The sequence below is a fragment of the Natronincola ferrireducens genome, assembly GCF_900100845.1.
Classification (GTDB): domain Bacteria; phylum Bacillota; class Clostridia; order Peptostreptococcales; family Natronincolaceae; genus Natronincola_B; species Natronincola_B ferrireducens.
Window position 1 is genome coordinate 804,708 of sequence record NZ_FNFP01000001.1, and the last position, 26,406, is coordinate 831,113.

General features: G+C 32.9%; 28 protein-coding genes and 1 other annotated feature (1 of these 29 cut by a window edge). Of the genes, 27 read left to right on the forward strand and 1 reads right to left on the reverse strand.

The features are described from left to right. Positions 1–86 precede the first annotated feature (86 nt). The 4 genes from BLS22_RS03650 to BLS22_RS03665 all read left to right on the forward strand — a co-directional run bounded on the left by BLS22_RS03650 (position 87) and on the right by BLS22_RS03665 (position 5,761). Positions 87–1,193: a DHHW family protein gene (locus tag BLS22_RS03650; RefSeq protein ID WP_090550450.1), complete on the forward strand. Its 1,107-nt coding sequence runs from the start codon at positions 87–89 to the stop codon at positions 1,191–1,193. 287 nt (positions 1,194–1,480) lie between these two features. Continuing rightward, a complete protein-coding gene (locus BLS22_RS03655) occupies positions 1,481–2,299 on the forward strand; it encodes a MerR family transcriptional regulator (protein ID WP_090550453.1) in 819 nt (272 codons plus the stop codon). A gap of 241 nt (positions 2,300–2,540) precedes the next feature. Then, positions 2,541–4,337 carry a flavocytochrome c gene (locus BLS22_RS03660; RefSeq protein ID WP_090550455.1) on the forward strand — a complete coding sequence of 599 codons (1,797 nt, stop codon included), beginning with the start codon at positions 2,541–2,543 and terminating at the stop codon, positions 4,335–4,337. Positions 4,338–4,429: 92 nt separating this feature from the next. Beyond that, entirely contained in the window at positions 4,430–5,761 is a 1,332-nt protein-coding gene (locus tag BLS22_RS03665) for a YjiH family protein (RefSeq protein WP_090550458.1), read from the forward strand. A 199-nt stretch (positions 5,762–5,960) separates the two neighbouring features. Here the strand turns inward: BLS22_RS03665 and BLS22_RS03670 are convergent, their stop codons facing one another. Next, a complete protein-coding gene (locus tag BLS22_RS03670; protein WP_090550461.1) occupies positions 5,961–7,559 on the reverse strand; it encodes an amidohydrolase in 1,599 nt (532 codons plus the stop codon). Between the two features lie 339 nt (positions 7,560–7,898). Here BLS22_RS03670 and BLS22_RS03675 point away from each other — a divergent pair, with 339 nt between their 5' ends. From BLS22_RS03675 to BLS22_RS15600, 23 genes are all read left to right on the forward strand, one after another. Next, positions 7,899–9,266 (forward strand): amidohydrolase, encoded by a 1,368-nt coding sequence (locus BLS22_RS03675; protein ID WP_090550463.1) that lies wholly within the window; start codon positions 7,899–7,901, stop codon positions 9,264–9,266. 103 nt (positions 9,267–9,369) lie between these two features. Continuing rightward, entirely contained in the window at positions 9,370–10,341 is a 972-nt protein-coding gene (locus BLS22_RS03680) for a BMP family protein (RefSeq protein ID WP_244269449.1), read from the forward strand. 29 nt (positions 10,342–10,370) lie between these two features. Further along, entirely contained in the window at positions 10,371–11,897 is a 1,527-nt protein-coding gene (locus BLS22_RS03685; protein WP_090550470.1) for an ABC transporter ATP-binding protein, read from the forward strand. Beyond that, positions 11,894–12,925: an ABC transporter permease gene (locus BLS22_RS03690; RefSeq protein WP_090550472.1), complete on the forward strand. Its 1,032-nt coding sequence runs from the start codon at positions 11,894–11,896 to the stop codon at positions 12,923–12,925. The genes BLS22_RS03685 and BLS22_RS03690 overlap by 4 nt, the downstream gene beginning before the upstream one ends. 3 nt (positions 12,926–12,928) lie before the next feature. Continuing rightward, the gene (locus tag BLS22_RS03695; protein WP_090550475.1) at positions 12,929–13,861 is read left to right on the forward strand and encodes an ABC transporter permease; all 933 of its coding nucleotides are present in this window, start codon (positions 12,929–12,931) and stop codon (positions 13,859–13,861) included. Between the two features lie 76 nt (positions 13,862–13,937). Then, positions 13,938–14,699, forward strand: coding sequence for a MerR family transcriptional regulator (locus BLS22_RS03700; protein WP_090550477.1), 762 nt, complete (start codon positions 13,938–13,940; stop codon positions 14,697–14,699). A gap of 180 nt (positions 14,700–14,879) precedes the next feature. Beyond that, the gene (xerA, locus tag BLS22_RS03705) at positions 14,880–16,031 is read left to right on the forward strand and encodes a site-specific tyrosine recombinase/integron integrase (RefSeq protein WP_244269450.1); all 1,152 of its coding nucleotides are present in this window, start codon (positions 14,880–14,882) and stop codon (positions 16,029–16,031) included. Between the two features lie 193 nt (positions 16,032–16,224). Beyond that, positions 16,225–16,578 (forward strand): DUF3139 domain-containing protein, encoded by a 354-nt coding sequence (locus BLS22_RS03710; protein WP_090550480.1) that lies wholly within the window; start codon positions 16,225–16,227, stop codon positions 16,576–16,578. A 361-nt stretch (positions 16,579–16,939) separates the two neighbouring features. Beyond that, positions 16,940–17,467, forward strand: coding sequence for a hypothetical protein (locus BLS22_RS03720; RefSeq protein ID WP_090550486.1), 528 nt, complete (start codon positions 16,940–16,942; stop codon positions 17,465–17,467). A gap of 377 nt (positions 17,468–17,844) precedes the next feature. Beyond that, complete coding sequence (locus BLS22_RS03725; RefSeq protein WP_090550489.1) at positions 17,845–18,195, forward strand: YgjV family protein; 351 nt, start codon at positions 17,845–17,847, stop codon at positions 18,193–18,195. A 331-nt stretch (positions 18,196–18,526) separates the two neighbouring features. Continuing rightward, a complete protein-coding gene (locus BLS22_RS15005) occupies positions 18,527–18,670 on the forward strand; it encodes a hypothetical protein (protein ID WP_176762040.1) in 144 nt (47 codons plus the stop codon). A gap of 787 nt (positions 18,671–19,457) precedes the next feature. Continuing rightward, positions 19,458–19,742, forward strand: a complete 285-nt coding sequence (locus BLS22_RS03735; RefSeq protein WP_090550494.1) for a GIY-YIG nuclease family protein — start codon at positions 19,458–19,460, stop codon at positions 19,740–19,742. Between the two features lie 204 nt (positions 19,743–19,946). Beyond that, positions 19,947–20,267 carry a hypothetical protein gene (locus tag BLS22_RS03740; protein ID WP_090550498.1) on the forward strand — a complete coding sequence of 107 codons (321 nt, stop codon included), beginning with the start codon at positions 19,947–19,949 and terminating at the stop codon, positions 20,265–20,267. Next, entirely contained in the window at positions 20,264–20,821 is a 558-nt protein-coding gene (locus BLS22_RS03745) for a hypothetical protein (protein ID WP_090550500.1), read from the forward strand. Before BLS22_RS03740 ends, BLS22_RS03745 begins: the two co-directional genes overlap by 4 nt. A gap of 301 nt (positions 20,822–21,122) precedes the next feature. Further along, entirely contained in the window at positions 21,123–22,181 is a 1,059-nt protein-coding gene (locus tag BLS22_RS03750) for a serine hydrolase domain-containing protein (RefSeq protein ID WP_090550503.1), read from the forward strand. A gap of 14 nt (positions 22,182–22,195) precedes the next feature. Continuing rightward, entirely contained in the window at positions 22,196–22,378 is a 183-nt protein-coding gene (locus BLS22_RS14815) for a hypothetical protein (protein ID WP_176762041.1), read from the forward strand. 13 nt (positions 22,379–22,391) lie between these two features. After that, positions 22,392–22,574, forward strand: a complete 183-nt coding sequence (locus tag BLS22_RS03755) for a hypothetical protein (protein ID WP_090550506.1) — start codon at positions 22,392–22,394, stop codon at positions 22,572–22,574. Positions 22,575–22,793: 219 nt separating this feature from the next. Next, positions 22,794–23,177 (forward strand): hypothetical protein, encoded by a 384-nt coding sequence (locus BLS22_RS03760; RefSeq protein ID WP_208974656.1) that lies wholly within the window; start codon positions 22,794–22,796, stop codon positions 23,175–23,177. Positions 23,178–23,467: 290 nt separating this feature from the next. Further along, positions 23,468–23,590, forward strand: coding sequence for a hypothetical protein (locus BLS22_RS15475; protein WP_280139557.1), 123 nt, complete (start codon positions 23,468–23,470; stop codon positions 23,588–23,590). 41 nt (positions 23,591–23,631) lie between these two features. After that, complete coding sequence (locus tag BLS22_RS03765; RefSeq protein WP_090550508.1) at positions 23,632–24,861, forward strand: DUF418 domain-containing protein; 1,230 nt, start codon at positions 23,632–23,634, stop codon at positions 24,859–24,861. A gap of 33 nt (positions 24,862–24,894) precedes the next feature. Continuing rightward, complete coding sequence (locus tag BLS22_RS15010; RefSeq protein ID WP_176762042.1) at positions 24,895–25,047, forward strand: hypothetical protein; 153 nt, start codon at positions 24,895–24,897, stop codon at positions 25,045–25,047. A gap of 110 nt (positions 25,048–25,157) precedes the next feature. Continuing rightward, positions 25,158–25,688 carry a flavodoxin domain-containing protein gene (locus BLS22_RS03770; RefSeq protein ID WP_090550511.1) on the forward strand — a complete coding sequence of 177 codons (531 nt, stop codon included), beginning with the start codon at positions 25,158–25,160 and terminating at the stop codon, positions 25,686–25,688. Positions 25,689–25,807: 119 nt separating this feature from the next. Then, complete coding sequence (locus BLS22_RS15600) at positions 25,808–26,074, forward strand: ribosomal maturation YjgA family protein (protein WP_143011243.1); 267 nt, start codon at positions 25,808–25,810, stop codon at positions 26,072–26,074. Between the two features lie 179 nt (positions 26,075–26,253). Beyond that, positions 26,254–26,406 (forward strand) — a binding site (T-box leader) (it continues 117 nt past the right edge of the window).

Consider the following 26,406-nt stretch of genomic DNA (forward strand, 5'->3'; position numbering starts at 1 on the left):
GGTTAATATAAAACAGAAAATGGTCAAAGAAGGACATCCATTTACTTTGCATATTATTTCAGGATGTATTAGGAGGTGATTTAGGGTTGAAGAATTTTACTATTTGGGTTTTTGTTATGCTTATGGGGGTTTTAATAACAGCTGATTTATCGATACCTAACAGGGTATTTTCAGAGTTTGAAAATCGCTATTTATCCCAGAAACCAGATTTCCGTTGGGATGATCTGATTAGTGGGAGATACACACAAAACTATGAAAATTATGTGGCTGATCAGTTTGTTTTTAGAAATAAGTGGATGGAGTTAAAGGTTTTCTTAGAGAAAGCACTGTTAAAAAAAGAAAACAACAATATTGTTTTTGGAAAAGATGGATATTTATTTAACAAATATATAACCTTGCCAGACGAATTTTTTACCAATGTTGAACTATTGAATAAGTTTATTGAAACCTATGAAAAAGAAAATGTTTATGTTGCTATCCCACCTAACAGCTATGCTGTTTTAGAAAAATTAGCACCAATAGGTCTATATAATGTGGATCAGGCTAAATGGCTTCAATGGTTGGAGGAGGAATTAAATTTGCCAAAGGGGAAAGTGGTGAATTTATATGAAGCACTTAAAAAACATGATGACGAATACATTTATTATAGATTAGATCATCACTGGACCACCTTAGGAGCTTATTATGCTTATGAGGCTTATGCTAAACAAGTAGGATTTTCACCGATGCCACTGGAGGAATTCAATCCTGAAGTTATTGAGGACTTTTATGGTACTTTTTACTCTGCTGCCAAGAGAAAGGAGGGACATGCCGATTTGATTTTTTATGACCCAAATTTAGATGCTGATTTTTATTTAGATGGGGTACTACAACCCTCTATCTATGATTTAACATTTACAAAGGGACGTGATAAGTACGGTATGTTTCTTCACAACAATCCTGGTAGAGCTTCTATTAAGACTAACTTAAACTCGGAAATAAGAGAAAAAAAACTTTTGGTGTTTAAGGATTCCTATGCCAACAGTATGATTCCTTTCTTGACAAAACATTATTCTCAGATAGAAATAGTTGACCTTCGATATTATAATGGCAGTGTAGGAGCTTTAATGGAGGAAGGTTGGGATGATGTCCTATTTTTGTTTAATTTCATTTCATTTTCTAATGATCCCAATTTAGTTAAATTGAACTATTAGGATTAAATAGTGCTAGGTAAATCCTATTCTTGCTGGATTTTATCCAGCACTATTTCACTTTCCTTAAATGTAAATTTAGCCAATAGTTGGGGCATATAATTTAAATTAGATCCCATAATACCTTCTTTATCCCTACAATAAACTGTAAGGGTTTATTGTAGGGATAAAGAAAGTATTATAAATAAAAATGTTATTTGTTTCAAGTATCATAAATAGATAAAATACTATATTATATATGCAGTGTTGATAGGATAGTATAATAAATACATAGTAAAAGAGGTGAGTAGATGAAATATTATACTACCAAACAAATGGCAAGTATATTAGGTGTTGGTATTGAAACATTAAGACATTATGAAAATAAAGGAATCCTTAAGCCCCGTAGAGATAAAGAGAATAACTATCGACTGTATACCGCCAGTGATATTCGCAAATTCAATAGTTGTCGTATTTTTCGAACCTTTGATTTTACAATTGAGGAAGCAGCTAAGATTATAGAATGGGAATCCCTGGATTATATAAAAGATAGTGTTGACTATAAAATTGAAGCGTTAAAAAAACAAAGGGTATTTTTAGACGAGCGAATCAATAGTTTAGAGGCATATAAGAAAAAAGTTCAAGATGCTGAAGATTTGAATGGAAGACTTGTCATTAAAGAAATGCCAGATGTATATTATTTTACTACCCAAAGGTTTGATCAATATGAAACAGATCACAAAAATGATAGCCTTAGGAAACGATGGGTTGAGTATTTTCCTGTTGCCCAATGGGCAAGAAGGGTGAAAGCATCAAAAATAAAATATATGTATGAAGAACTTCCTTATGATAATGGGATAATAATTGAGGCTGATGTAGCTAGGAAAATTAATTTTCCACAAGAATTAATTGAATCTGCAGAAAAAATAGAAGGTGGTAGAATCTGTTATACAGTTTTTGGAAAATTTGATAATGAGCCTTATGACTGGTCTGCCTTCCAACCTGTTTTTAGGCAGATTAATGATGCTGGATATGAAATATGTGGCGATATGATAACTTTTTTTGTCACATCAAAGTATAAAGGAGATAATTTGGTTAATTACCATTATTGTAAAATAAGAATAAAATAATGACAAAAAAATAACTAAAAACTATTGAGCCTGTGGTTACCACAGGCTTTATATTATTTACTAGAGTCAATATTTTAAGTAGATATGAAGTAAATTTAGAAAACATGGCTTAATAAATATACAAAAGGAGGAAGATATAGGTAGTAATGGGACATAAATTTATCAATTAGTATTTTGCAGCTACTAATCAAGTAAATGAACATAATAATTTTAAAGAAGAAATGTTTAGAGGAGGACAAAGATGTTTAAATCAAAAAAAGCTATTTCGCTATTATTGTGTATTATACTGACTGTTTCCTTAATTGGTTGCCAATCAAAATCTACAGAATCATCAGGTGAAGCATTATTTAAAGCTGGTGTATATAAGGCATCGGCAGCTGGACACAATGGAGATATAACGGTTCAGGTTACTGTAGATGAATATAAAATTAAAGAAATTAAAATATTAGAACATAATGAAAGTGCAGGAATATCCGATCCAGCAATTGATAGAATTCCAAGTGCTATTGTTGATGGACAGACCTTAGCAGTAGACAGTATTTCAGGTGCAACGATTACAAGCGATGCAATTATTGAAGCTGTAATTAATGCTCTTAAGCAGGCAGGTGCAGATATTGATGCACTAAGTGTAAAAGGCGAGAGCACAAGTGTTGTAGGTGAAACCGTTGAATATACAACTGATGTTGTTGTTATTGGTGGTGGAGGTGCAGGTCTTGCAGCTGCTGTATCTGCCCATGAAAACGGTGCTAAGGTTATCCTTGCTGAAAAAATGCCAAGACTTGGGGGAAACACTATTTTAGCTGGATCAGCCTTTAATGCAGTAGATCCTGGAAGACAAGAAAAACAAGGGATAGAAGATTCTCTTGATTTACATTTTACTCAAACCTATGAAGGTGGAGATAAAGTTGGCAATACAGAATTAATAAGAACATTTGTAGAAGGAGCTTACCCTGCTATCGAATGGCTTGAAGGTTTAGGTTTAGAGTTTGCAGATGAAGTCTTTACAGTTGCAGGTGGTCTGTGGCCAAGAGGACATAAGACTATAAAACCTTTAGGAACAGGTTATATAAGCACATATGAACATTATATTAATGAGCATCAAGATGATATGAAAATTTTATTAGATACAGAAATAATAGATCTTATTGTAAAAGATGATAGGGTTGTAGGTGTTAAAGGGAAAGGGTTAAATGGTGAGGTTATAATTAATGCCAATAATGGAGTAATTATTGCAACCGGTGGATTTGCTGCTAATCCAGAGCTAAGGGATAGATACAATGAAAATTGGCCAACTCTTACTAGTTATAAAAGTACAAATCACCCAGGGGCAACAGGTGATGGACTAGTAATGGCTGAAGCAGTAGGTGCAAATTTTGTTGGATTAGAGCATATGCAATTACTTCCTTTAGGTGATCCAGTAACTGGAAGTCTTAGTGGTAATGTTAATAAAGGAGTTACCAGCAGTATTTTTGTTAATAAAGATGGTAATCGTTTTGTAGATGAAGGTGCTCGTCGAGATGTTATGACCCGTGCTTTAATGGAGCAAGAGGATGCTTCAATGTGGATCATCCTTGATTCAAAATCTTATCCCACAGGAGATACATTAAATAACTTTGGTGAAACTATTGATGAACTTATAGATCAAGGCAGAGCATTTAAAGGAGATACTCTTGAAGAGTTAGCAGAAAAAATTGGAGTTGATGCTGATAATCTTACCAAAGCTTTAGAGGAATTTAATAAAGCGGTGGAAACGGGTGAGCCAGATGCATTTGGAAGAACATTAGTTGATAAAACAATTGATACAGCACCATTCTATGCAGGACCACGTGTGCCAACAGTTCACCACACAATGGGTGGAATTGAAATCAATACAAGTGCACAGGTGCTTGACGTAAATGGAAAGGTTATCCCTGGATTATATGCAGCTGGTGAGGTTACGGGTGGTATCCACGGTTCAAATCGTTTAGGTGGAAATGCCCTAGCTGAAATTGCAGTATTTGGTAGAATTGCTGGAGCAAGTGCAGCAGGAAAAAAATAATAGGATAATAGTAAAATAAGAAACAAATGGATACAATTGTAAGTACAATGGATTCATTTGTTTCTTGTTTTATAGGTAAGAGAGGGTTGTGTATGAGAATTGATAAAAAAACATGTCAGTATAATAACATAGAAAAGAAATTAAACCTTTTCAAATTCTTAGTATTTAGCATGTTAGGTATCTGTGTATATTTCATTCCATTTACAATCATGGGCAATAAAAGCATTTTACTAGATCATTTAGTTATGGCTATTATAGTAGCTATGCCAAGGCTAGTATCTAGCTTTACTTTAGTTATGATTATACTTGGAGGATTATTACCTTTTTATGAAAGAAGCTGGAATAAGAATATAACTTTAGTTGTAATGTCAGGATTAAAGGTTTTAGGAATAATTCTAGGTATGATGGCGTTCTTTAATTTTGGTCCTAAATGGTTAATGGGAGAAGATATGTTGCCCTTATTATTTAATACAATAGCCATACCTGTAGCCCTTATCATTCCATTAGGGTCGTTATTTTTAACTTTTATTACTAATTATGGGTTACTTGGGTTTTTAGGAGTTTTATTGAAGCCAGTCATGCGTCCCATATGGAAGGTGCCAGGGAGTGCTGCTATAAATGTAGTAGCATCTTTTGTTGGGAGTTTTTCAGTAGGAATTTTTATGACTAACAAATTTTTTAAAGAAGGTAGATATACTAGGCAAGAAGCTGCCATTATTGTTACAGGCTTTTCAACTGTTTCTGCAACATTTATGATTATTATAGCCAAAAACCTTGATCTAATGTCAATATGGAGCACCTTCTTTTGGACCACACTTATAACAACATTTGTAGTTTCAGCCATAACAGTAAGATTAAAACCTTTGAATGCAATAGAAGGAGAATATATTACTGGGCAGGGAAAAGTTGAGTTGAACTCAAAGGAGAAGCTATTAAATAGTGCTATAAATGAGGCTTTAAAAGAAATAGAAAACAATAGATCTATTGTGAAAGGGATAGCTAGTAATCTTAAAGAAGGGATTTCCATGAGCTTACGGTTTTTACCCCTTATTTTAGCTATTGGAGTAATATCTTTTTACTTAGTTAAAATGACTGTATTTTTTGATGTTTTAGCTTATATTTTTTATCCCCTTATTTATATTCTAAGAATTCCAGAACCATGGATGGTAGCTAAGGCAATTGTTACAGTAGGAGGTCAAGTATTAATGCCCTCATTTATTATGGCAGGCATTGAAGCGCCAATGGCAACAAGATTTATTACTGGTGTTGTATCTATATCTTCTATATTATTTTTTTCTGGATCTATTCCGTGTATTATAAGTACAGATATTGATATTAGCATCAAGGATATACTATTTATTCTTATTGAAAGAATAGTAATTACTCTTGTTATAGTAACACCACTGACTATGATTTTCTTATAAGCAACGAATTTATTTTTGTATTTTAAAAGGAATCATCATTATCGATATTATGCAAATATAATAAAAAAAATATGGAATTTTAATAAATGGCGTTTATTATGTGAAATCACATTACTTCTAAATTATAACAAATAAAACTGGATAATATATCATTAAAAAACGGAATGGGTTAGCCATTCCGTTGAGGGTTTAACTAATTCTATTTTTCATAGACAAATTCTCCGTCTATCATGGTCTTTTCAACTTTAATATCTTTTATTTTTAATGGATCTATAGTAAATATATCTTTATCCAATACAATCAAATCAGCTACATAGCCTGGTTTTAATCTTCCTTTAAAATCCTCTTTAAATTCATTAAAAGCACTACCAATTGTATAAGCATCAATGACGTCTTCAAGGTCCATTTTTTCATTTGGATAAAAGCCATCTGTTGGTTTACCATCCATTCCTAGTCTTGTCACAGCACAGTAAATATTAGGGAATGGGTTACAGTCTTCTACTGGAGCATCTGTACTTAAGCTTATAGGAGCTCCTAATTTATATAGTGTATTAAAAGCATAAGAAGTGCTGGCCAATTGCTTTCCAACACGTGCTTCTAAAATTTTAATATCGCAATCTAAGAAAATAGGCTGATACATAACAGGAATATTCAATTTAGCAATTCTCTTTAACTGTTCCATATTTGTGATTTCACAATGGACAATTCCATGACGAAGAGGGTTTTTTCCATTTTTGATGATTTTTTCATATGCATTTAGAACACTTTCTATAGCACCATCACCAATTGCATGGGTTATTACTGGAATACCATGCTCTGTTGCTAAATCACATAAATCTTGCAGTTGCTCATCACTTAATGCTGCTACACCTTTAGTACCGGGAGCATCCTCATAATCCTTTAACATTAAAGCAGTCCTTGCTCCCAAAGAACCATCTTTAAATAATTTTAATACACCTTTTGACAAGAATTTTTCATCATATTGTCCTGTCTTGTATTCTGTTTGAAGATAGGTTTTAAAATCATTTATATCTTGAAAGTTAAATTGATGAGAATATCTTAACTTTGATTTTTTATTATCGTAAATGTTATGAATTATATCAAACATTCTCCTAAAATCCCCATGCATAATATCACAAGATTGAATAGAGGTTATGCCAACACTTAATGCATAGTTAGCAGCCTCCAAAAAATCCTTCTCAATATCCCTATCACTTTTTTCTGGAATAAGTGAATGAATTAATCCAACAGCATTTTCATTAAATATACCATTTGGCTTTCCATCATCTCCAAGCTCAACTACCCCACCATCGATAATAGTGTTTGCATCTACACCTAATACTTCTAAAGCCTTAGTATTTCCTACCGAAACATGGCCACATACTCTATCAAATACAATTGGAATCTGTGTCGATATTTTATCTAAGTCAAATCGATTCAATAGACGTTTTTCACCTGAGGTAAAATAATCTTGATTCCAGCCACGACCATTTAAAACAACTAAATCTTTATTTTCTTTAATAAAGTTTTTACCAAACTGAATAACCTCATCAATTGATTTAGCTGATGTCAAATTACAGGAGGTCATAGCATCTCCTACCCATGAAATATGTAGATGACTATCATTAAAACCTGGCAAAATAGTTTTCTCCTGAAGGTCTATAATATTATCAGCATCATTTTTAAGGATATCTTCATTTCCACCAGTTTGTACAATAACTCCATCTTCGATTAAAATTGCTTGTTGAAAACTATTTTTTTCAATATAAAACTTTCCATTTTTTAAAATTGTTCTCAAAAGATCATCTCCTTATATTTTTTAGCAGGATATTTTCTTCTGCAAATTATAACCCGTAGCAACCGCCCCTCTACCGCACCTGCAAGGATGAGGATTTTTATTAAATTGTTAATAGAATAACATGACATTTTCTTATTGTCAATTTTCGCCATAATTGGTATCTAAACTATCCAAAGGAATTTTAAAAACAGTGTTATGGAGATGGTTTCTTTTGTGGAACAAATCTGAGGCATAAAATATAATTTTCTAATATCACTTGACCCTATAGTTACCATAGGGTTTATAATGAGACAAAGAAAGACATTATTGTGTGGGAAAGCTAGAGGAGGATATCTACAAATGAATAACAAAATATTAATAAAAAATGCACGGGCAATTGTATCCTGTGATATTGAAGACAGAGTTTATTATGATTGTGATATGTTAATTGAAGGTCCAGAGATAAAAGAAATAGGACAAGGATTATCCTGTGATGAAGCTACCGTTATAAATGCTAAAGACAAGTTTGTATATCCAGGATTAATTAATACCCATCATCACTTTTTTCAAACATTTATTAGAAATATGGAAAGTATAGACTATCCCAATATGACCGTAGTAGAATGGTTAGATAAGATATATCGTATTTTTCAAAAAGTTGATTCTGATGTTATTTATTACTCATCTTTAACAGCCATGGCGGATTTAGTAAAACACGGTTGTACAACTGCCTTTGATCATCAATACTGTTATACTAAGAAATCTGGTAAAGAGTTAGTAGATCGGCAAATGGAAGCTGCTTCCCTTTTAGGCTTAAGATATCATGCAGGTAGAGGAACAAATACCCTCCCAAGAAGCGAAGGCAGTACCATTCCAGATAATATGCTCGAAACTACCGATGAATTCATTGCAGACTGTGAAAGAATCATTGATTTATATCATGATCCAAAACCATTTTCAATGAAACAAATTGTTGTAGCACCCTGCCAACCAATTAACAGCTATCGTGATACATTTATTGAATCTGTAGCTTTGGCAAGATCTAAAGGTGTTTACTTACATACACATTTAGGTGAAGGTGAAAATGAATTAATGATGGAAAGATGGGGTAAAAGAACCCTTGAGTGGTGTCAAGAAATAGGCTTTGTAGGTAAAGATGTATTTGTAGCCCATGGTTGGGAACTAGAGCCCTTTGAATATAAAATTGTGGGGGATACAAATACGGGAGTGTCCCACTGTCCTACTCCAGCGGTTTTAGGGGGATTCCCTATATTGGATATGAAAAGCATGCAAGAAAATAATGTATTAATAAGCTTAGGGTGTGATGGTTCTGCAACTAATGATAGTTCAAATCTACTGGATTCATTAAGATTAGCCTATATGATGCAGGCCTATCATAGTAAAGCCCGGGGTACCAGTGTTACCCCATATGAAATGTTAAAGATAGCAACTATAAATGGTGCCAAAACATTGGGGAGAGATGAATTAGGCTCCCTTGAAATAGGTAAAGGCGCAGATTTATTTATGATAGATACCAGTGTATTGGAGCTGACAGGAACCTTACATGATCCAAAAAATATTTTAGCTAAAACTGGGGTGACTGGACCTGTTTGGTTAACCATGATTAATGGAAAAGTTGTTTTTAAGGATGGACAATTAGTGGGGGTAGATGAACATAAGTTAGCTCAAGAAGGAGAGAAGGTTTGGACAAGATTTATCAACAGCTAAGAAACTAACAAAACAAACAGTGGAGCAAATTGGTTTCAATTACTTTTTAAAATTATGAGGAGGCTATTTTAAAATGAAAAAAATAATTATTGTTTTATTATGTATGGCTTTGTTATTTACGGGATGTGCTCAGTCCAATGATGTGTCAAAAGATGATGGTACAGAGGACACTTTAAAAGTAGCACTATTGCTTTCAGGACCAGCAAATGACCAAGGTTGGAATGCTTCTGCATTAGAGGGTTTAATAGCTGCAGAACAGGAAATGGGCATCGAGATTGCATATATGGAAAATGTTGAGCTAGTTGATACTGAATCTGCATACAGGGATTATGCTGCACAGGGCTTTGACTTAATCATTGGTCATGGTTTTCAATTTGGAGAACCAGCTGTGCGGGTTGCAGAATCATTTCCTAATACATATTTTATGGCAACCGAAGCAAATGCTCAGTCAGAAAATACTGCTTCCTATGTAATGAAATGTGAGCAAGGCGGGTACTTGATGGGAGTTTTATCTAGCTCAATGTCAAAAACAGGGAAAATTGGCGTGGTTGGTGGATTTGAACAGCCTTCCATTGTTAAAGAGGTAGAAGCCTTTAAAGTAGGTGCTAAGTCGGTTAATCCTGATATAGAAGTATTTGAAATTTATATTAGTTCCTTTACAGATGTAACAGCCGGGAAGGCAGCAGCTTCGTCCATGATAGATCAAGGTGCCGATGTATTATATCATGTGGCTAACCAAGCGGGTACTGGTGTAATCAAAGCTGCAGAAGAAAATGGCTTACTTGCATGTGGTAATGCCTATGACCAAAGTTCAATAGCTCCTGAAACAATTATGGCTTCTACATTATATAACATGCCTGAGGTTATATTACAAGCGGTTACGCAAGTAAAAGAAGGTACATTTGGTGGTGGGGTTTATCACTTAGGTATGGCAGATAACGTTGTAGATATAACAGAATTTAACTCCTTTGAAGATAAAATTCCAACAGAAGTTAAAGAATTAATTAAAAGTTTAAAATCTCAAATTACTGATGGTAGTCTGGAAGTTCCTTTAATCGAAACTCCAACAAAATAGTATTAGCGTAATTTTTAAGGAGGGTTTCTATGTCATTGCTAGTGATGCAAAATATCGATAAGTCATTTTTTGGAAAGAGTGCTTTAAAGCAGGTATGCTTAGATGTTAAACATGGTGAGATACATGCATTGTTAGGTGAAAATGGTGCAGGAAAGACAACATTAATGAATATATTATACGGAATTTATACTAAAGACAATGGGGAAGTATTTTGGAAAGGGGAATCAATTCAGTTTGATTCCCCTAAAGATGCCATCGATAATAGGATTGGCATGGTACATCAACATTTTTCATTAGTTCCTACCTTAACTGTTTCTCAAAATATAACTTTAGGTTTAAAATCTAAGGGATATCCATTTTCTAATAGAAAGAAACTAAATGAAGAAATAAAAGAAATTTCAAATAAATATGGTTTAGATATATGTCCAGATGCTTATGTTTCGTCTTTATCGGTAGGGGAACAACAGAGGGTTGAAATAATAAAATTACTTTATAGAAATGCTGAACTACTTATTTTAGATGAGCCTACTGCGGTGCTTACCCCACAAGAAATAGAAAACCTCTATATAATACTGCGTAAGCTACGGGAAGATGGCCATTCTGTAATTATAATAACCCATAGGATACCCGATGTTATAAGTATAACAGATAAGATTACAGTATTAAGGGATGGAGAAAAGATTGCTACTGTAAATACAAAGGATGTAGATGAGAAGGAACTATCTCAGTATATGATTGGTAGACAATTAAAGGTTATGAAAAGAGATGAAATAGAAGTCAAGGAATGTGATGGTTTAGATTTAAATAATATTTCATTGAAAAAAGATGGTGTTATGAGTCTTGATTCTATTTCATTACATATAGCTCCAGGGCAGATAATTGGGGTAGCTGGGGTAGATGGTAATGGGCAAAAGGATCTTGCAGAGGTAATCATGGGGATTCAGACCCATACAGGTGGCACCTTAAAATTATGTAATGAAGATATAAGTAATTTGAAGGTAAAAGACCGTAAAAAATTAGGGATGGGTTATATATCCGATGATAGGCATTGTGATGGATTGATTATGGATATGGATTTAACAGAAAATTTTTTATTGAGGGCGCATTCTGATAAAAAATTTATTAATAAAGGATTAATAAATGAAAAATTAGCTAAACAGGAAACCAAAAAAATTGTAGAAAAATATGGAATTAAGACCCAAAGCATTAGAACGCCTATTAGATATCTATCGGGAGGTAACCAACAAAAATTAATATTAGCAAGGGAACTCATGGGAAATCCAAAAGCTATAGTAGCTTTTCAACCTACAAGAGGCTTAGATATTGGTGCAGCAGAATTTATACACGAAAAGCTTTTTGAGTGCCGTAAAAATGGATGTTCTATCCTTTTGATTTCTGCTGATTTAGAAGAGATATTAGCTGTAAGTGATCTAATTGCTGTAATGTATAAAGGAAAATTTATGGGAATATTGAAAAATGAAGAAAATATAGATGTTTCTCGCATAGGTATGATGATGGCGGGTAGTCTAGATGAATATAGGAGAGAGCTGGCATGAAGACATTAAACAAATATTTATCATTTTTAGGTATTGCGCTGATCATATTCATGATAGCTATTTTGCTAATAGCCTTTAATGGAAGTAATGTATTTAAAGCCCTTTCTGGATTTTTTATAGGGATATTTGGCTCAAAATATTCAATAGCAGAGGTATTTGTTAAAGCTATACCCCTTACATTGACAGGTTTAGGTGTGGCGGTAGGTTTTCGTAGTGGATTTATTAATCTTGGAGCTGAAGGACAACTGTATATGGGAGCTATATTTGCTACATATTTTGCTTTACTATTTCCAAATCTACCAAAGATTGTGATGATACCTTTGTTAATAATTGTCGGCTTTATAGGGGGAGGAATATGGGCATTAATACCAGGGATTTTGAAGGCTAAATTTAAAATTTCAGAAATAATAGTAAGTATTATGTTTAATTATATTGCAATAAATATAGTTGGGATAATGGTAAGGACAATATTAAAAGATCCAGATTATCCTTATCCAATGTCACCAAGAATACCTGAAGGTGCGATGTTATCAACCTTGATACAATCTACCAGACTACATTCCGGTATAATAATAGCATTGATTGCAACTATATTGATCTATATACTGATATGGAAAACACCGACAGGTTATGAAATGAGGGCTTGTGGTATCAATCCTCGGGCTAGTATGTGTTCAGGTATATCCATCTATCGTAATATAGTTTTATCAGCGTTAATTAGTGGTGGACTTGCAGGACTGGCGGGTATGTCTGAAATTGCAGGGTTACAACATAAGCTTATTGAGGGTTTATCTCCAAATTATGGTTATACAGCTATAATTGTGGCATTGATTGGAAGAAATCATCCGTTAGGAGTAGCTGTGGCTGCAATAGGTATATCTGCATTACAGGTTGGATCATTAGCGATGCAACGTTCAGCGGGTATTCCCAATTCAATTTCATCTATTATAATGGGTGCAGTAGTTATTTTAATATTAGCTCGTAAAACAATATTTAAGAAATTAGTCACAGAAGAAGGGATGGTATAGATTATGGAATTTATAACCATGGCTGCAGCCTATCTTGCAGCAGCAATTAAGATGGCTATACCTATTACTTTAGCTGGGCTTGGAGAATCGATTTCTGAAAAATCCGGGGTACTTAATATTGGAATTGAAGGAATTATGCTTGGAGGCGCTTTCGGCAGTTTTATTATAGCTTACTTTACAGACAATCTATTTTTAGGGGTTTTAGCAGGGATACTTAGTGGAATTATCGTTAGTTTAATTCATGCTGTTATAAGTATTAAGTGTAAAGCTGATCAGACGATTGTAGGTCTTGCGTTAAACTTCCTGGTACTTGGATTATCTAGTTTTATGTTCTTGATGGTTTTTGGACAAACAACGGATCTTCCTTCAATTGCTGTATTTAAAGTAATACGGATACCAATATTATCAAAAATTCCAGTAATAGGAGAGATTTTATTTATTCAAGATGCATTTGTGTATTTTACTATTTTCATGGTAATAATTCTATCCATTATATTTTATAAAACAGAGTGGGGAATAAATCTACATGCTGTAGGGGAAAATCCTAGAGCTGCAGATACAGCAGGTCTAAATGTTAATAAAATTCGTTATATAAGTTGTTTGTTTAATGGTGCTTTAGGGGGACTTGCTGGAACCTATATGACATTGGTACAATTTGGTTTTTTTATAGAAAATATAACAGCTGGCAGAGGATATATTGCATTGGCAGCAGTTACATTAGGGAGAAGAAATCCTGTTGGTGTATTTGCAGCATCATTAGTAATTGGATTTGCTGAAGCATTACAATATGGATTACAAACAATGGGTATTCCTGTTCCTTCCCAATTATTTACGATGTTTCCCTATGTAATTGCAGTGTTAGTTCTTTTATTTTCCATCGGCAAAACAAAAAATCCTACTGCTTTAGGAACACCCTATATTAGAAGCGAAAGATAGTATTGAAGTATTTGAATTTTTAGTAGTAATAGGATAAACTTATGATGAAATAATAAATGAATGTAAGGGTGAAAAAATGGAGAGATATTTAACGATAGGAGAATTAAGTAAATTATTTAAAATTAATGTACAGACACTTCATTATTATGATTCTATAGGTTTATTAGTGCCTAACGAGAGGGATTCAGAGACTGGATATCGGAAATATGCTTTTGACCAAATATATAAGCTGGCTACTATTAGATATTTACGGAGAAATGGTTATTCGTTAAATAAGATTGAATCCTATATGGAATATAGGAATATAGAATATACCTTAGAAAGTCTTAAGAAACAATCTTTGTTTTTAAGAAAAAAATGGGAAGAATTAATTAATATTGATACAGCAATTCAACGTAAGATAAGATTTATAGAGCTAAAACAAGAAGATATAAAGATTAACCATGTATTTACTAAGGAATATCCCGATAGATATTATCTATCTATTGGAGATGAGGATACAGTTTATTTAAGTGACTCATTTTACTTTTATCCTACAATAGTCTTTTATGAAAATAATTGTAAGCACTTTGGTGCATATATGTTTTGTGAGGATATAGAAGAAGAAAATGAGGTGTTAAAGCATTTTTCTAACCTATTAAAGATACCGGCAGGCAAATATTTATGCGGTTATCATTTAGGTCCTTATGAAAACATCACTGAAACTATTGAAACAATGAGATTACACTCAAATGATTTAGCTTTAGGAGACAGAGTAATTGCCATCAATATAATAGATCAGTTTGTAGAATCAGATATGGATAAATACATTACTGAATTGCAAATACCTATTGTATAATAAAATGTTTTAAATGAAGCTTAGTGGGACTAGCTGGTGGTAAGCTAGTGGATTAAAATTGTCCCTTTGAAAAAGCACCCTATAGAGTAGACGATTGTATGGTCTATTTTATAGGGATTTTTTAATACAGATAAAACTCCAAATCAATTGTAATTATATGTAAAAAATAGAGGGTTATTGATGGTCTATATAGAAATAAGAAAGAGGTTTAATGTTTTTGATGAAACTCTTGGAAAAGAGGTGATAAGAGTGATAAATGTAGATAAAATCAGTGATGCAGAATTGAAGGTTACCTTTCAATATAATAGTAAACTAGTAGAAAAAATTAGACAAGTTGAAGGAAGAAGATGGGAAGCAATACAAAAGTGCTGGATCATTCCTAATAATGTTAAAAGTATAAATAGCTTAACAAAGGTTTTTATAAAAGAAGATATAAATTGGGATGGATCCTTAAACTCTTTTATAACAAAAAATAGTGAAGGCAATTTACATAATAGCAATCCAAAACTAGAAGAATTAGAAAAATGCTTGATACTTAAAGGATATAGTCCTAAGACTAAAAAGGCATATATTGGACATGTAAGAAGATTTCTTGAGATTATTAATAAAAAGCCTGAAGTATTGACAAAAGAGGATGTTGAAAAATATATTTGTTATTTGCTTAAGGAACAAAAAACTTCCCATGCCTTTGCAAATCAAGCATTAAGTGCAATTAAATTTTATTATCAACATTCATTAAAAAAAGACAAAGTATTATATGATCTACCTAGACCTAAGAAAGAAAAGAAGTTGCCAAATATTTTAAGTCAAAGAGAAGTATTATCTATACTAGATTCTGTTAATAACATCAAACATAAATCCATACTATTCTTAATTTATTCAGCAGGACTCCGAGTTGGTGAAGTAGTAAGACTAAAGGTAGATGATATAGATAGTGATAGAATGCTAATACATGTAAGACAAGGGAAAGGCAGAAGAGATAGGTATACTATACTTTCTGAAGTTGCTCTAGGTATGCTAAGAAAATATGCAATGGTAGAAAAGCCTAAGGGATGGTTGTTTCCAGGAGGAAAAGATAATTGTTTCCTCACCGAAAGATCAGTTCAAAAGATATTTGCAACTGCATGTAAGAAATCCAGTATAAAAAAAGATGTTTCAGTACATAGCTTAAGACACTCTTTTGCAACCCATTTATTAGAAAGTGGAACTGATCTTAGATATATTCAGGAATTATTAGGGCATTCAAGCTCTAAAACTACAGAGATATACACACATGTAACTGAAGCAAATCTTAGCAAAATAAAAAGCCCTTTAGATAGATTAATGAAATAGAGTTACAACCATAAGCAGACTTTCACGAAACATGGTTCGCAAACCCATCTATTTTGGCATATAAAAACGAACTTGTATTCGTGGATGTAAGAGTTAGAAGACACGGCAATTTCGGGGTAACTCTCTGAGGGTCTGTTGATGAAAAAAAGATATTGCATAACAGTAGAAAAGTGTGACTTAAGGAGGAAGTGTTATGATGAAAAATAGAAAACATGCAATAGTGATTATTATTATATTGGTTATATTATCATCTTTATTATATTGGTATCCTGTTCAAAAGTATCTTGCAGAAAAGAGTCTAAAAGAATATATGTCTGTTCAGGGCACTACTAATGCAATTATAGATTCTAAACGAATATATAAAGATTATACAATAGGAGGATATGTTATAGATATAATATATCAAGATGACCCAGACTATAGATATAATTATACATATATACCTTTGAAAGGACTGAAAAGTAAGATGGTGTGTATAATTTTTGATAAAGAGAATGTATCTGCTGATATAAATAATAAAGAAGTTAAATATCCATCTATTGATTAATAAAAATTGCTGAACATCATTTATTTTATGCGAAGAATCGTTGGAGAAAAGACATTGCCGCATCTTCTAACAATGTATTTGCACAAGGGTGCACTAGGGCACAATCTTAGGGCGATGTGCACCACATCCCTTCACCGGGAACAGAGTTCCGCCAAGGGGGTCTATCTTTGGGGTCCGGTTCAGGGACGTCGCAAATACTGGAACGTTATAGGTAATGATGATATCGGGGTTGTTTTTTAGGGTCTTGTTTAATAAAAAAGAAGTGTTTGAAGATGAATAATAGATTATACAAATTATATATTACATATGTGATGCAAAGTAGGTAAGTTTTGGTAAGATCTTATTTATGGAGGAAAACTTAATGGGTGAAAAACTGAAAGGTGTATATGTAAAGTATCGTATAGGAGTTAATCTTGGACTAATATGGCTAGTTCTTATTATTGCTGTAGTTGGTCATTCATCGTACACTACCCATAAGGTTGAAATAGTGAATGATGGTATTATGTACCAAGCAGGAAACAACCAAATATCAATCCCAGTTGGTATAGAAATACAGGGCAAGTATTTTACAACATTTGGAGGAAAACCTAAGAGATTTGAGGGGCAGATAATAGTTGACGATGATGTCTTTCCATACACAATACATTTTCATAGCAATATGGGTGTATTACTAACTACATATGGTAGCACTTATGGAGATTTACATGTTAGTGACGAATTTGATAGCTTTACTATTACAATCTCGAAACTCAGAGAAGATGCTAGGAGTAAAGGATGGAGTAGTAGTGATGGGTGGATAATATCGGCACCAGCAGTTAATAGAAAGGAAGCTGTAACTCTCTCTAATAAATTATTATCAAAATACTATAGAAACATTGAAATAGAATAGAAAAGAACTTTTATCGCTCATATCAACAGAGAGAAGTTGATTAAAAAAATTATCCATATCACATTATCTATTGTATGAGAAGGATTATAGAGGTAAAAAGCGTTATCACTACCTATAACAATACATTTGCATAAAGGTGCTAGAAGTACGTATCAAAGGAAAAGTCAGAGCACCCCATCCCTTCACCGGGAACAAAGCTCCACCAAGGGGCAAGGTCAAGTGGGTCCGGTTCAGGGACGTTGCAAATGCGAGACCGTTATAGGCCATCCCTGCCGAAAGGTAGTGACAGGAAGTAATAGGAAAATGATCAAGAGGGTCATATCAGATGAAAAATGTACAACACAGAGTTCTATTATCTTATTATAGAGGTGATGATATTGCAAATAACACTTGTATTACTAAATTTCCTAGCCTTGGTAGTAGTTGTAACAATATTTAAATCAAATAAAAAACGAAAAATTTTGATATTAGCAGTAATAGCATTGGTAGTTTTTTCTCACCAGTTTGTTTTAGTGCAAAAAACGACTGCACGACTAACTGCAACAGCTTATGTAACTGCCAACTATTATCATAAAGGCTTGAAATTTGAACAGTTAGAGTGGTTAGGTCCATATGGAGCATATGGTGTTCGCTTCAAAGATGAAAACGGAGATATTATGGGAGTTCAGGTTATTTCAAAGAAAGTGCCTATCGTTGTAATTTATGATTCTCTTGACCAAGGCCCATAAAGTTGATGTTAGGTATGATACTGCACTTTCTCTTTTCTATACGTCATAAAGAGCAATAAATAAGTAGAAGTAGAAATTATTCAGTTAACGGGACAGCATATAACAGAGGCTTAGCGAACGTCGGCAAGTGGGTTTTCTAGGGAAAGTCCGACATCGCTAAGCCCCAGGACGTTATAGGAAATGATGATATCGGGGCTGTTTTTTGGGGGGGTCTTGTTTAATAAAAAAGAAGTGTTTTCAAGATAGACAATAGATTATACAAATTATTTATGACGTATATGCAGAACAATGTAAAGTAATGAATGTGTATATTTTTCAGGAGGGTAATAGGATGGATAGAAAAATAAAATGGTTAATTGTTGTAACAATTGGCTCTATTTTTGCTTTAGGTTTGATTTTCATATTAAAAGAAAGACATCTAGATCGGGGCAGGACGTTGGGGATTAATGGTTTGCCTGATACTACTGAACATTAGATGGAAAATATGAAATAAGCTCAATAATGCAAGAAATAAAAAAGCAAATAGCAAATGATAAAAAGTCTAAATACTATTACTGCATAGGGAATAGCAAAACTAATTTATGAGGACGGTGATATAGTGAAGTTTGTATTATTTACACTATTGATACTGAGTACTTTTCTACCAGTTTTGATTTTTTATATACTTGATAGAGTGTTTAATTTAAAAATAGGATTGGTAAGGTTATTTAAGACAACTAAAATTTACAAGACTACAATATTGCTTATTTCACTGTCAGGCTATTTATTGTCTTTAGTGGTTCTTTATCTTGTTGAGAAGACACATCTATTTTTTATGGGGTTTTCAATAATTTTTTTGTATCATTACCTAATTCATATTCCAGATACAGCTTTGAATTTAAATAAAACCGATAAAAAGACAAATGATAAATAATTCGTGTTTTCTATTCTATATGTCATAAAAAACAATGGTTTAGTGAGGGTATAAAATTTAGAATCGACGGGACAGCACATAACATAGGGTTAGCAACATTTTGGCTTCGGAAATTAATTATGTGCCAGAACGTCGCTAAGCCCCAAAACGTTATAGGAAATGATGATATCGGGGCTGTTTTTTTAGGGTCTTGTTTAATAAAAAAGAAGTATTTTGAAGATAGATAATAGATTCTATAAATTTATTTGTAGCAAACTTGATAAACAAGACGTCATAAAGTTAGAGTTTGTCATCCTGAGCAAAGCGAAGGATCTTATGTAGTAAAGAATCTTCTAAGGAGGATGCATGGATGTATTATGTTTACATATTGACAAATAGGTCAAACAAGGTACTTTATACTGGCATAACTAATAACCTTGAACGTCGTTTGTATGAACATAAAAACAAATTAATTAAAGGGTTTACAGAGAAATATAATGTTAATAAATTAGTATATTTTGGTAGCACAGATGATGTAGAAGCTGCACTTGTAAGAGAAAAGCAGATTAAGGGTTGGACAAGGTGTAAGAAAATTAACTTGATAGAAAGTATTAACCCAGAATGGAAAGATCTATCTCAGGGTTTTAATTATTAGATCCTTCGCTAAGCTCAGGATGACAACCCACAAAATCAACATTCTTAATGAAGTATCTGTCATTCTGAACGTAGTGAAGAATCTATCTTTTATGACTTGTTATTACGCATCATATGGATTGTGTGAAGCAAAGATAGTACAATAGTTTTTACATATTTGTAGATTATGCAAAGTGAAAAAAATATATTTATGGAGGAAAATTTTATGAAGAAAATTGTATTTTATATACCAGCAATTTTATTTACAATTATTTTTGGATGGTTGGCAATCTCTTTTGGAATTTGTCCAATTTCACCAATTGTACTTATTTGGATTACTTTATTTTTGGCAAGTGGTTTTCTATTAAATAAAGATAAGTTTTGGGGAGGAATTTTGGGTATGTTGCCAGGAATTTATTTTATTTATGCAAGTACAAAGTATACAGGACAAGTGATTAGTGAAAGGCCAATAGGAATTGTGGTTTTGATTTTTTACATGATTTGCAGTGGCTATGTTTTCTCTAAAAAAGGGAGGATAACTGCATGAAGGCAAAATTAACATTAGTTACACCTAGTACAGTAGTAATATTGATTGTTGTAATATTAATTTTAAGTTACAATCTATACAATTTAAATACAACCGTTGAAGCAATGAAAAGTAATGAAGTTATAGAAAATCATTTAGAAGAAAAAATTACTGATATTGAAAATAGGGTCAATAACTTAGAGATTGAGATGCCTAATCAAAACTTAGATCAATTTATAAGATCAACTATTTTAGAGTTAAATAGAATGGAAGACCTATTAAATAAAGTTGATGGACTTGAAACAGTATTTGGTGTTATAACTGGTTTAGATAAATCAAGTCAAATAATTTTGGATGTAGAGTTAGCAGATACCCAAGAAAATATCCAAATAAAATTAGCTGAGAATTGTACTGCTTATGTGGCAGGTCAATTTACTAGGGTACCTATAGATACTGAAGAGTTTATAAAAATGGTAGAACAAGATTTGAAGAAAGACTTTCAACAGGGGTTTACATTTAAAATAGAAAATGGGAAAGCTGTACAAATATATCAGAGTTGGGGAGATTTAAACTGATGTAGAAATAAGAATATATCTATATCATAAAGTCACAGGAAACTTTAAACTACAATACTTATCTGCTTTGCTTTGAGGACAGAGTCCACCGCTTAACAATATGTTTGCACAAGGATGCTGGTGGCACGTGTTTAGGGAAAGGTTAGTCCACCACATCCTTCACCGCCACTGAGTTCCACCCAGACTGCCTATCTTTTGGGTTCGGTTCAGTGACGTCGTAAACACCGGTACGTTAGGCGCAAGCAAAAACATCTGTATTTAGTATTTTGAAAATTGAATGAATTGAGGAGATGGGAAAAGGATGGTTAACGAGAAATTACTAAATGATTTACTTAATAAAATGGTTAATAACAAAAGGATTTTTAGTGCTGTTTTGTGCGTGGAGAATAGCGACAAGAGTTTCTCTTGGACCGGAACAGCGGGTAATATGGAAAAGGACAGCAGATTTTTTATTGCAAGTGTTACTAAACTTTATGTAACCGCTGTAGTGATGTGCTTGATTGAGGAAAAACGCATGGCACTTACAGATAAAATATCAAAATACCTACCTGATCACTATTGTGAAGGCCTTCATGTCTTAAAGGGTGTGGATTATTCTGATAAGCTTACTATTTATCATTTAATTTCCAATACATCGGGTTTACCCGACTATTTTTTTCATAAGCAAGATAATGGGAGAACTGTTGCGGATGCACTAATGGAGGGGAATGATGAGCCTTGGCCTTTGGATAAAACAATTGACCTAATCAAGAACCTTACCCCTAATTTTAAGCCAGGAGCTAAGGGCAAAGCCGCCTATTCTGATTCCAATTATCAGCTCCTAGGAAAGATCATCGAGAACGTCACAGGGAAACCTATTGGGGAAGTGTTTCATGACTATATATTTTCTCAATTGAATTTATCTCACACCTATGTTTACAATGATCTCAACGACAATACTCCAGTAGCTTTCTACTACAACTCAGATGAACTATGGCTTCCTCATTATATGACATCCGCGGGAGTGGAAGGCGGAATTGTTTCCACCGCTGAGGAGTTAATGCTATTTTTAAAAAAGTTTTTTAATGGCTATTTCTTTCCTAAGGAGAGAATCAATGAGTTAAAACAGTGGAATTTACTTTTGCCACCTCCGGGCCTCTTTTACTTTGGAATAGGATTAGAAAAGTTATGGACACCAAGAATAGTGTCACCTTTTAAACCAATTAAAGAAATAGTAGGCTTTTGGGGACAAACAGGCTCCTTTGCTTTTTACAACTTAGACACTGACTTATACTTCTGTGGTACCACTAACCAGATAAACGGAGCAGGGCACAGGTTAGTTGGTAGTGCTATAGCAAAAATAATCAAATCTGTATTGTGAGTATCTATTTAAAATTGCCAGTGCCTAACAGAAGCTTATCAGACATTGGTAAGAGAGGATTAAGGGAGAGTCCAACGTCGCTAAGCCTGGAAACGTTAGTAGACATGACAATATCAGGGGAGTTCTCTAGGGGTCTGTTGATGAGAGCAGGATATTGGATAACAGTAGAAAAATATGCAGTAAATATTATTATATAACAGGAGGTTACGTATGAAAAAAGTATTATTCGGAGGAATGCTTTTTATTGGAGGGTCAATCATGTATTCTGTTGGTGTATTAGGTTTTGCAGATGTAGCTGTACAAGCAGGGTATATGCAAGTACCACAATACGCTGGTTTGTTATCTATAGTTATTGGTATTGTCTTGGGGGTTTTTGGATTAAAAGAGGATTAGCTAGATCAATAGGTATAATCTACGGTTGTAATTAATACGCATTATTTTTTTCAATGTGCCTAGGAAAACTAGATAGGTTGTGTGAAGAAAATATTTTATAGACTATATCACATCTGATGAATTATGTGGAACTATATAGACTATTTAAAACATAATTTTAAACTTGTTGGCTTAATGGAAAGAAAAGTGCTTAAAAAATTGTAGTTGAGGAGTGATTTTTTGAAAAAACCTTTGTTTATTATATTAATGGTTTTTATACTGTTATTTGGATTTATTACACTTAGATTCGGTAGTGCTCTACGACAAGAGGGGAACCCTATTCCAATTTTAACTTCAATTATTAAACTTGAGTTAACAAACAGTGATTACCAGCAGTTTTCAGAAACAAATAATGGATATAGATATGTGTCAAAAACTACAAGAAATTCTTCCTCAGGCTATGATTCAATTAAAGAATTCATGAAGGAAAAGGGATGGCGTTTTAAGGAACAAGCGGGTGCAGGCTTTGTATTTGAGGGCGATGAAGAGACTGTTGTTATTGAGACGAGGTTATATTCAAAACACTATTTTCTGTGGTATGTTCCAAAAAAGGTGCTTAACTAAATAATGATAGTTGTTGCATAGTATCCTTTTAAGACGAATCAGATATATTATTAGTAGAAACCTGACATGTGGTGCCTCTATGGACATGATTTGAGGGAATAGAGAAGGTTCTGTTTCTCCATGTAAAGCCATAGTTTTATGTGGTTGTAATATACAACATGTGAATGGCCGCACTAGCCGCCAAAAGTTGTATACTTTTTAAAAGCGTAAAAAATGAAATATAGACTTTTAAATGAAAGCAATTAGAATCAAAAAAACTAGCAATTAAATTATAAATAGGAGGTTGTAAAATGGAATTTGTAGGGCTCTTAGCTCCAGTTGCGTTTGTTTTTGCTTTATCAGCTATCTCACAAGTAAATTCCCTTAAAAAAGAGATAGAGCAGTTAAAAGAAGAAATAAGTAAATTAAATTAACAATTATAATGTCTAATTTAAAGCATTAAGGAGGTTTTTGTATGCATGATAGTAATTCAGCTCAGCTTCAACCAGTAAGTGAGCAAAGTAGAGTTAAAGAAATTGATATTATTAGAGGTTTTGCATTATTTGGAGTTCTATTAGTAAATGTAGTGTTCTTTAGTTATGTTACAATTGACTCCCTTACCTCAGGGATTCATGTTTTAAGCTATCCTCTTAATTTAAGCAACTCTACTGATAGGATTTTGGCTATATTTATTAAATTGTTTGCTGAAGGTAAGTTCTATACTATTTTTTCAATTTTATTTGGCTTAGGATTTTATATTTTTATAAAAAAGGTTGAAGAAAAAGGTTTTTCTCCGAAATCATTATTTAGAAGAAGACTTTTGCTGCTTATGCTATTTGGCGTTTTGAATTTATTTTTAGTTTGGTTTGGGGATATACTTCATGTTTACGCTTTAATTGGATTCATATTATTGGCTTTTAGAAATAAATCTATAAAAAGCCTCAAGCGTTGGATTGTAATATTATTAATAATATCTACATTGTTAATGACGATATCGACCCCATCTCCCTTAGCACTCAGGTCTCACTTTGGAGATGTAGATTACTTTTCTTATAGTGAAAGGGTTGAAAGGTCCTTTGATATATATGAAAATGGGTCTTATTTTGAAATTATTAGATTTAGAATAACGAATGATCTACCATTTGTATTAATCTCTTTATTATTTACAATTCCTAAAATCTTAGGGATGTTTTTAATAGGCTTACTGCTTGCTAAATTAAAGATATTTCATGATATTAAGGGTAATCTACATTTAATTAAAAAAATGTGGAAAACAACAGGAGCTTTAAGTGTATTATCCACACTAATTTGTATAATAATGGGTTATATTTTTCTACCAAGTTTGGTGGTGGCTTCTTTATTCTTTGGATTGTTTTTTGAGTTGGGCACTGTATTTTTATCACTATTTTACATCACATCATTACTATTATTACTTAGAAAAGATACTTTTATAAAAATATTAGCCCCACTTCAATGGGTAGGTAGAATGGCCCTCACAAACTATTTGGTGCAATGTATTTTATGCTCCTTTGTGTTTTATGGTCAAGGTTTGGGGCTTATAACCAATATGGGTATTCTAGCAGGAGTTTTATTTACAGTGGTCATATTTAGTTTACAGGTTATATTTAGTAAAGTTTGGTTTGATTATTATAAGTTTGGTCCATTAGAGTGGGTCTGGAGGAAATATACTTATAGTAAAGTGTAGGGGAATATAACTTATAAAAGGAGAAAACAACACATGATTAACAATAAAGATAAGGAATTTCCTATATTACAAACTGAAAGATTAATTTTACGGGAATTGACAGAAGAGGATGCAAGCACCGCCAAGGGAATATTCCTATGGGGTCCAATTCAAAAGCTTCGACAGTGGGGAGACGTTAATATGTGAATGTTGGGGTAGAGCGTGAGGATTAATTGGTTTGCCTAATGCCATTAAATATCAGATGAACAATATGAACAAGGAAGGTTATGTTTTGTTTTAAATGAGGAGGGGCATGTATGAGTAGTACAATTGTGATTTATCAGTCTAAGTATGGAGCAACAAAAAAATATGCAGAATGGCTAGTGGAAGAACTATCATGCGATTTGATTGAAACAAAAAAAGCTACAATTCAGCAGATAGAGAAATATGATACAGTTATATTAGGTGGTGGCATATATGCTACAGGAATTGCAGGTATTTCTTTTCTTAAAAAACATCAAGAAAGATTAAAAGGCAAGAAGATTATAGTATTTGCAGTAGGAGCATCCCCATACGATAAAAAAGCAATGGCTGTATTAAAAGAGCGTAATTTTAAAACTGGTCTTGCACATATTCCTTGTTTTTATTGCAGAGGTGCATGGAATGAAGAAATTATGTCTTGGAAAGATCGGACATTATGTAATATGTTAAAAAAAGTTGTTGAGAAAAAAGATCCAGCCACCTACGAACCATGGGAAGCAGCTTTAATGGAAGCAATTGGATCAAAGTGTGATTGGACAAAAAAAGAAAATCTTAAACCTATTATTGAGTTTATACAAGCAAAATAAATAGAGTCCTAGTAAAACCAAATAAAATACACGCTTTCTAAAGAGAGAAGGTTAGCAATGACAGTGGAACGTAATAGAATCATTACTTAATATTAACTTTGTTGGTTATTACTCTAGGATTGTGTTCGAGATTAGACTTTTTACCAAAATGGATTCATCTTTATTTAGAGGATGTTCTTTGGGCAATGATGATTTTCCTTATTATTGGAATGTTGTTTAGTAGAAAAAATACATATTGGGTGGCAGCATCTGCCATTTTAGTTACATTTTCAATTGAGATTAGTCAATTATATCAGGCAGCATGGATAAATGAAATAAGACATACAAAGATTGATGGATTAATTTTGGGTTTTGGTAATCGCCAAAACATTAGTAAAAATTCCTAAGTAGATTTCGAGACAAATAATAGGGTGGGGAAATGCTTGAGATGAAGCCCTTAAAACGAAAGATTTTTATCATTTGAAAATAACACAATATAAAAAATAGACAAATTTTTATAAAAAATATTGACAAATTGCTTTTTACACTATAAACTATTATTCAGTATGAATAAAACAAATATTTTGATAAGGCGAAGACGGAGAGAAAAATACATTGTTTTCTATCTACAGAGAGCTGAAGTTTGATGAGATTCAGCGTTAGAATATGTATACAATAATCACTCCCGAGCAGCTGATTTGAAAGATTTTTCGAGTAAATGATGCCGGAGCCACCGATA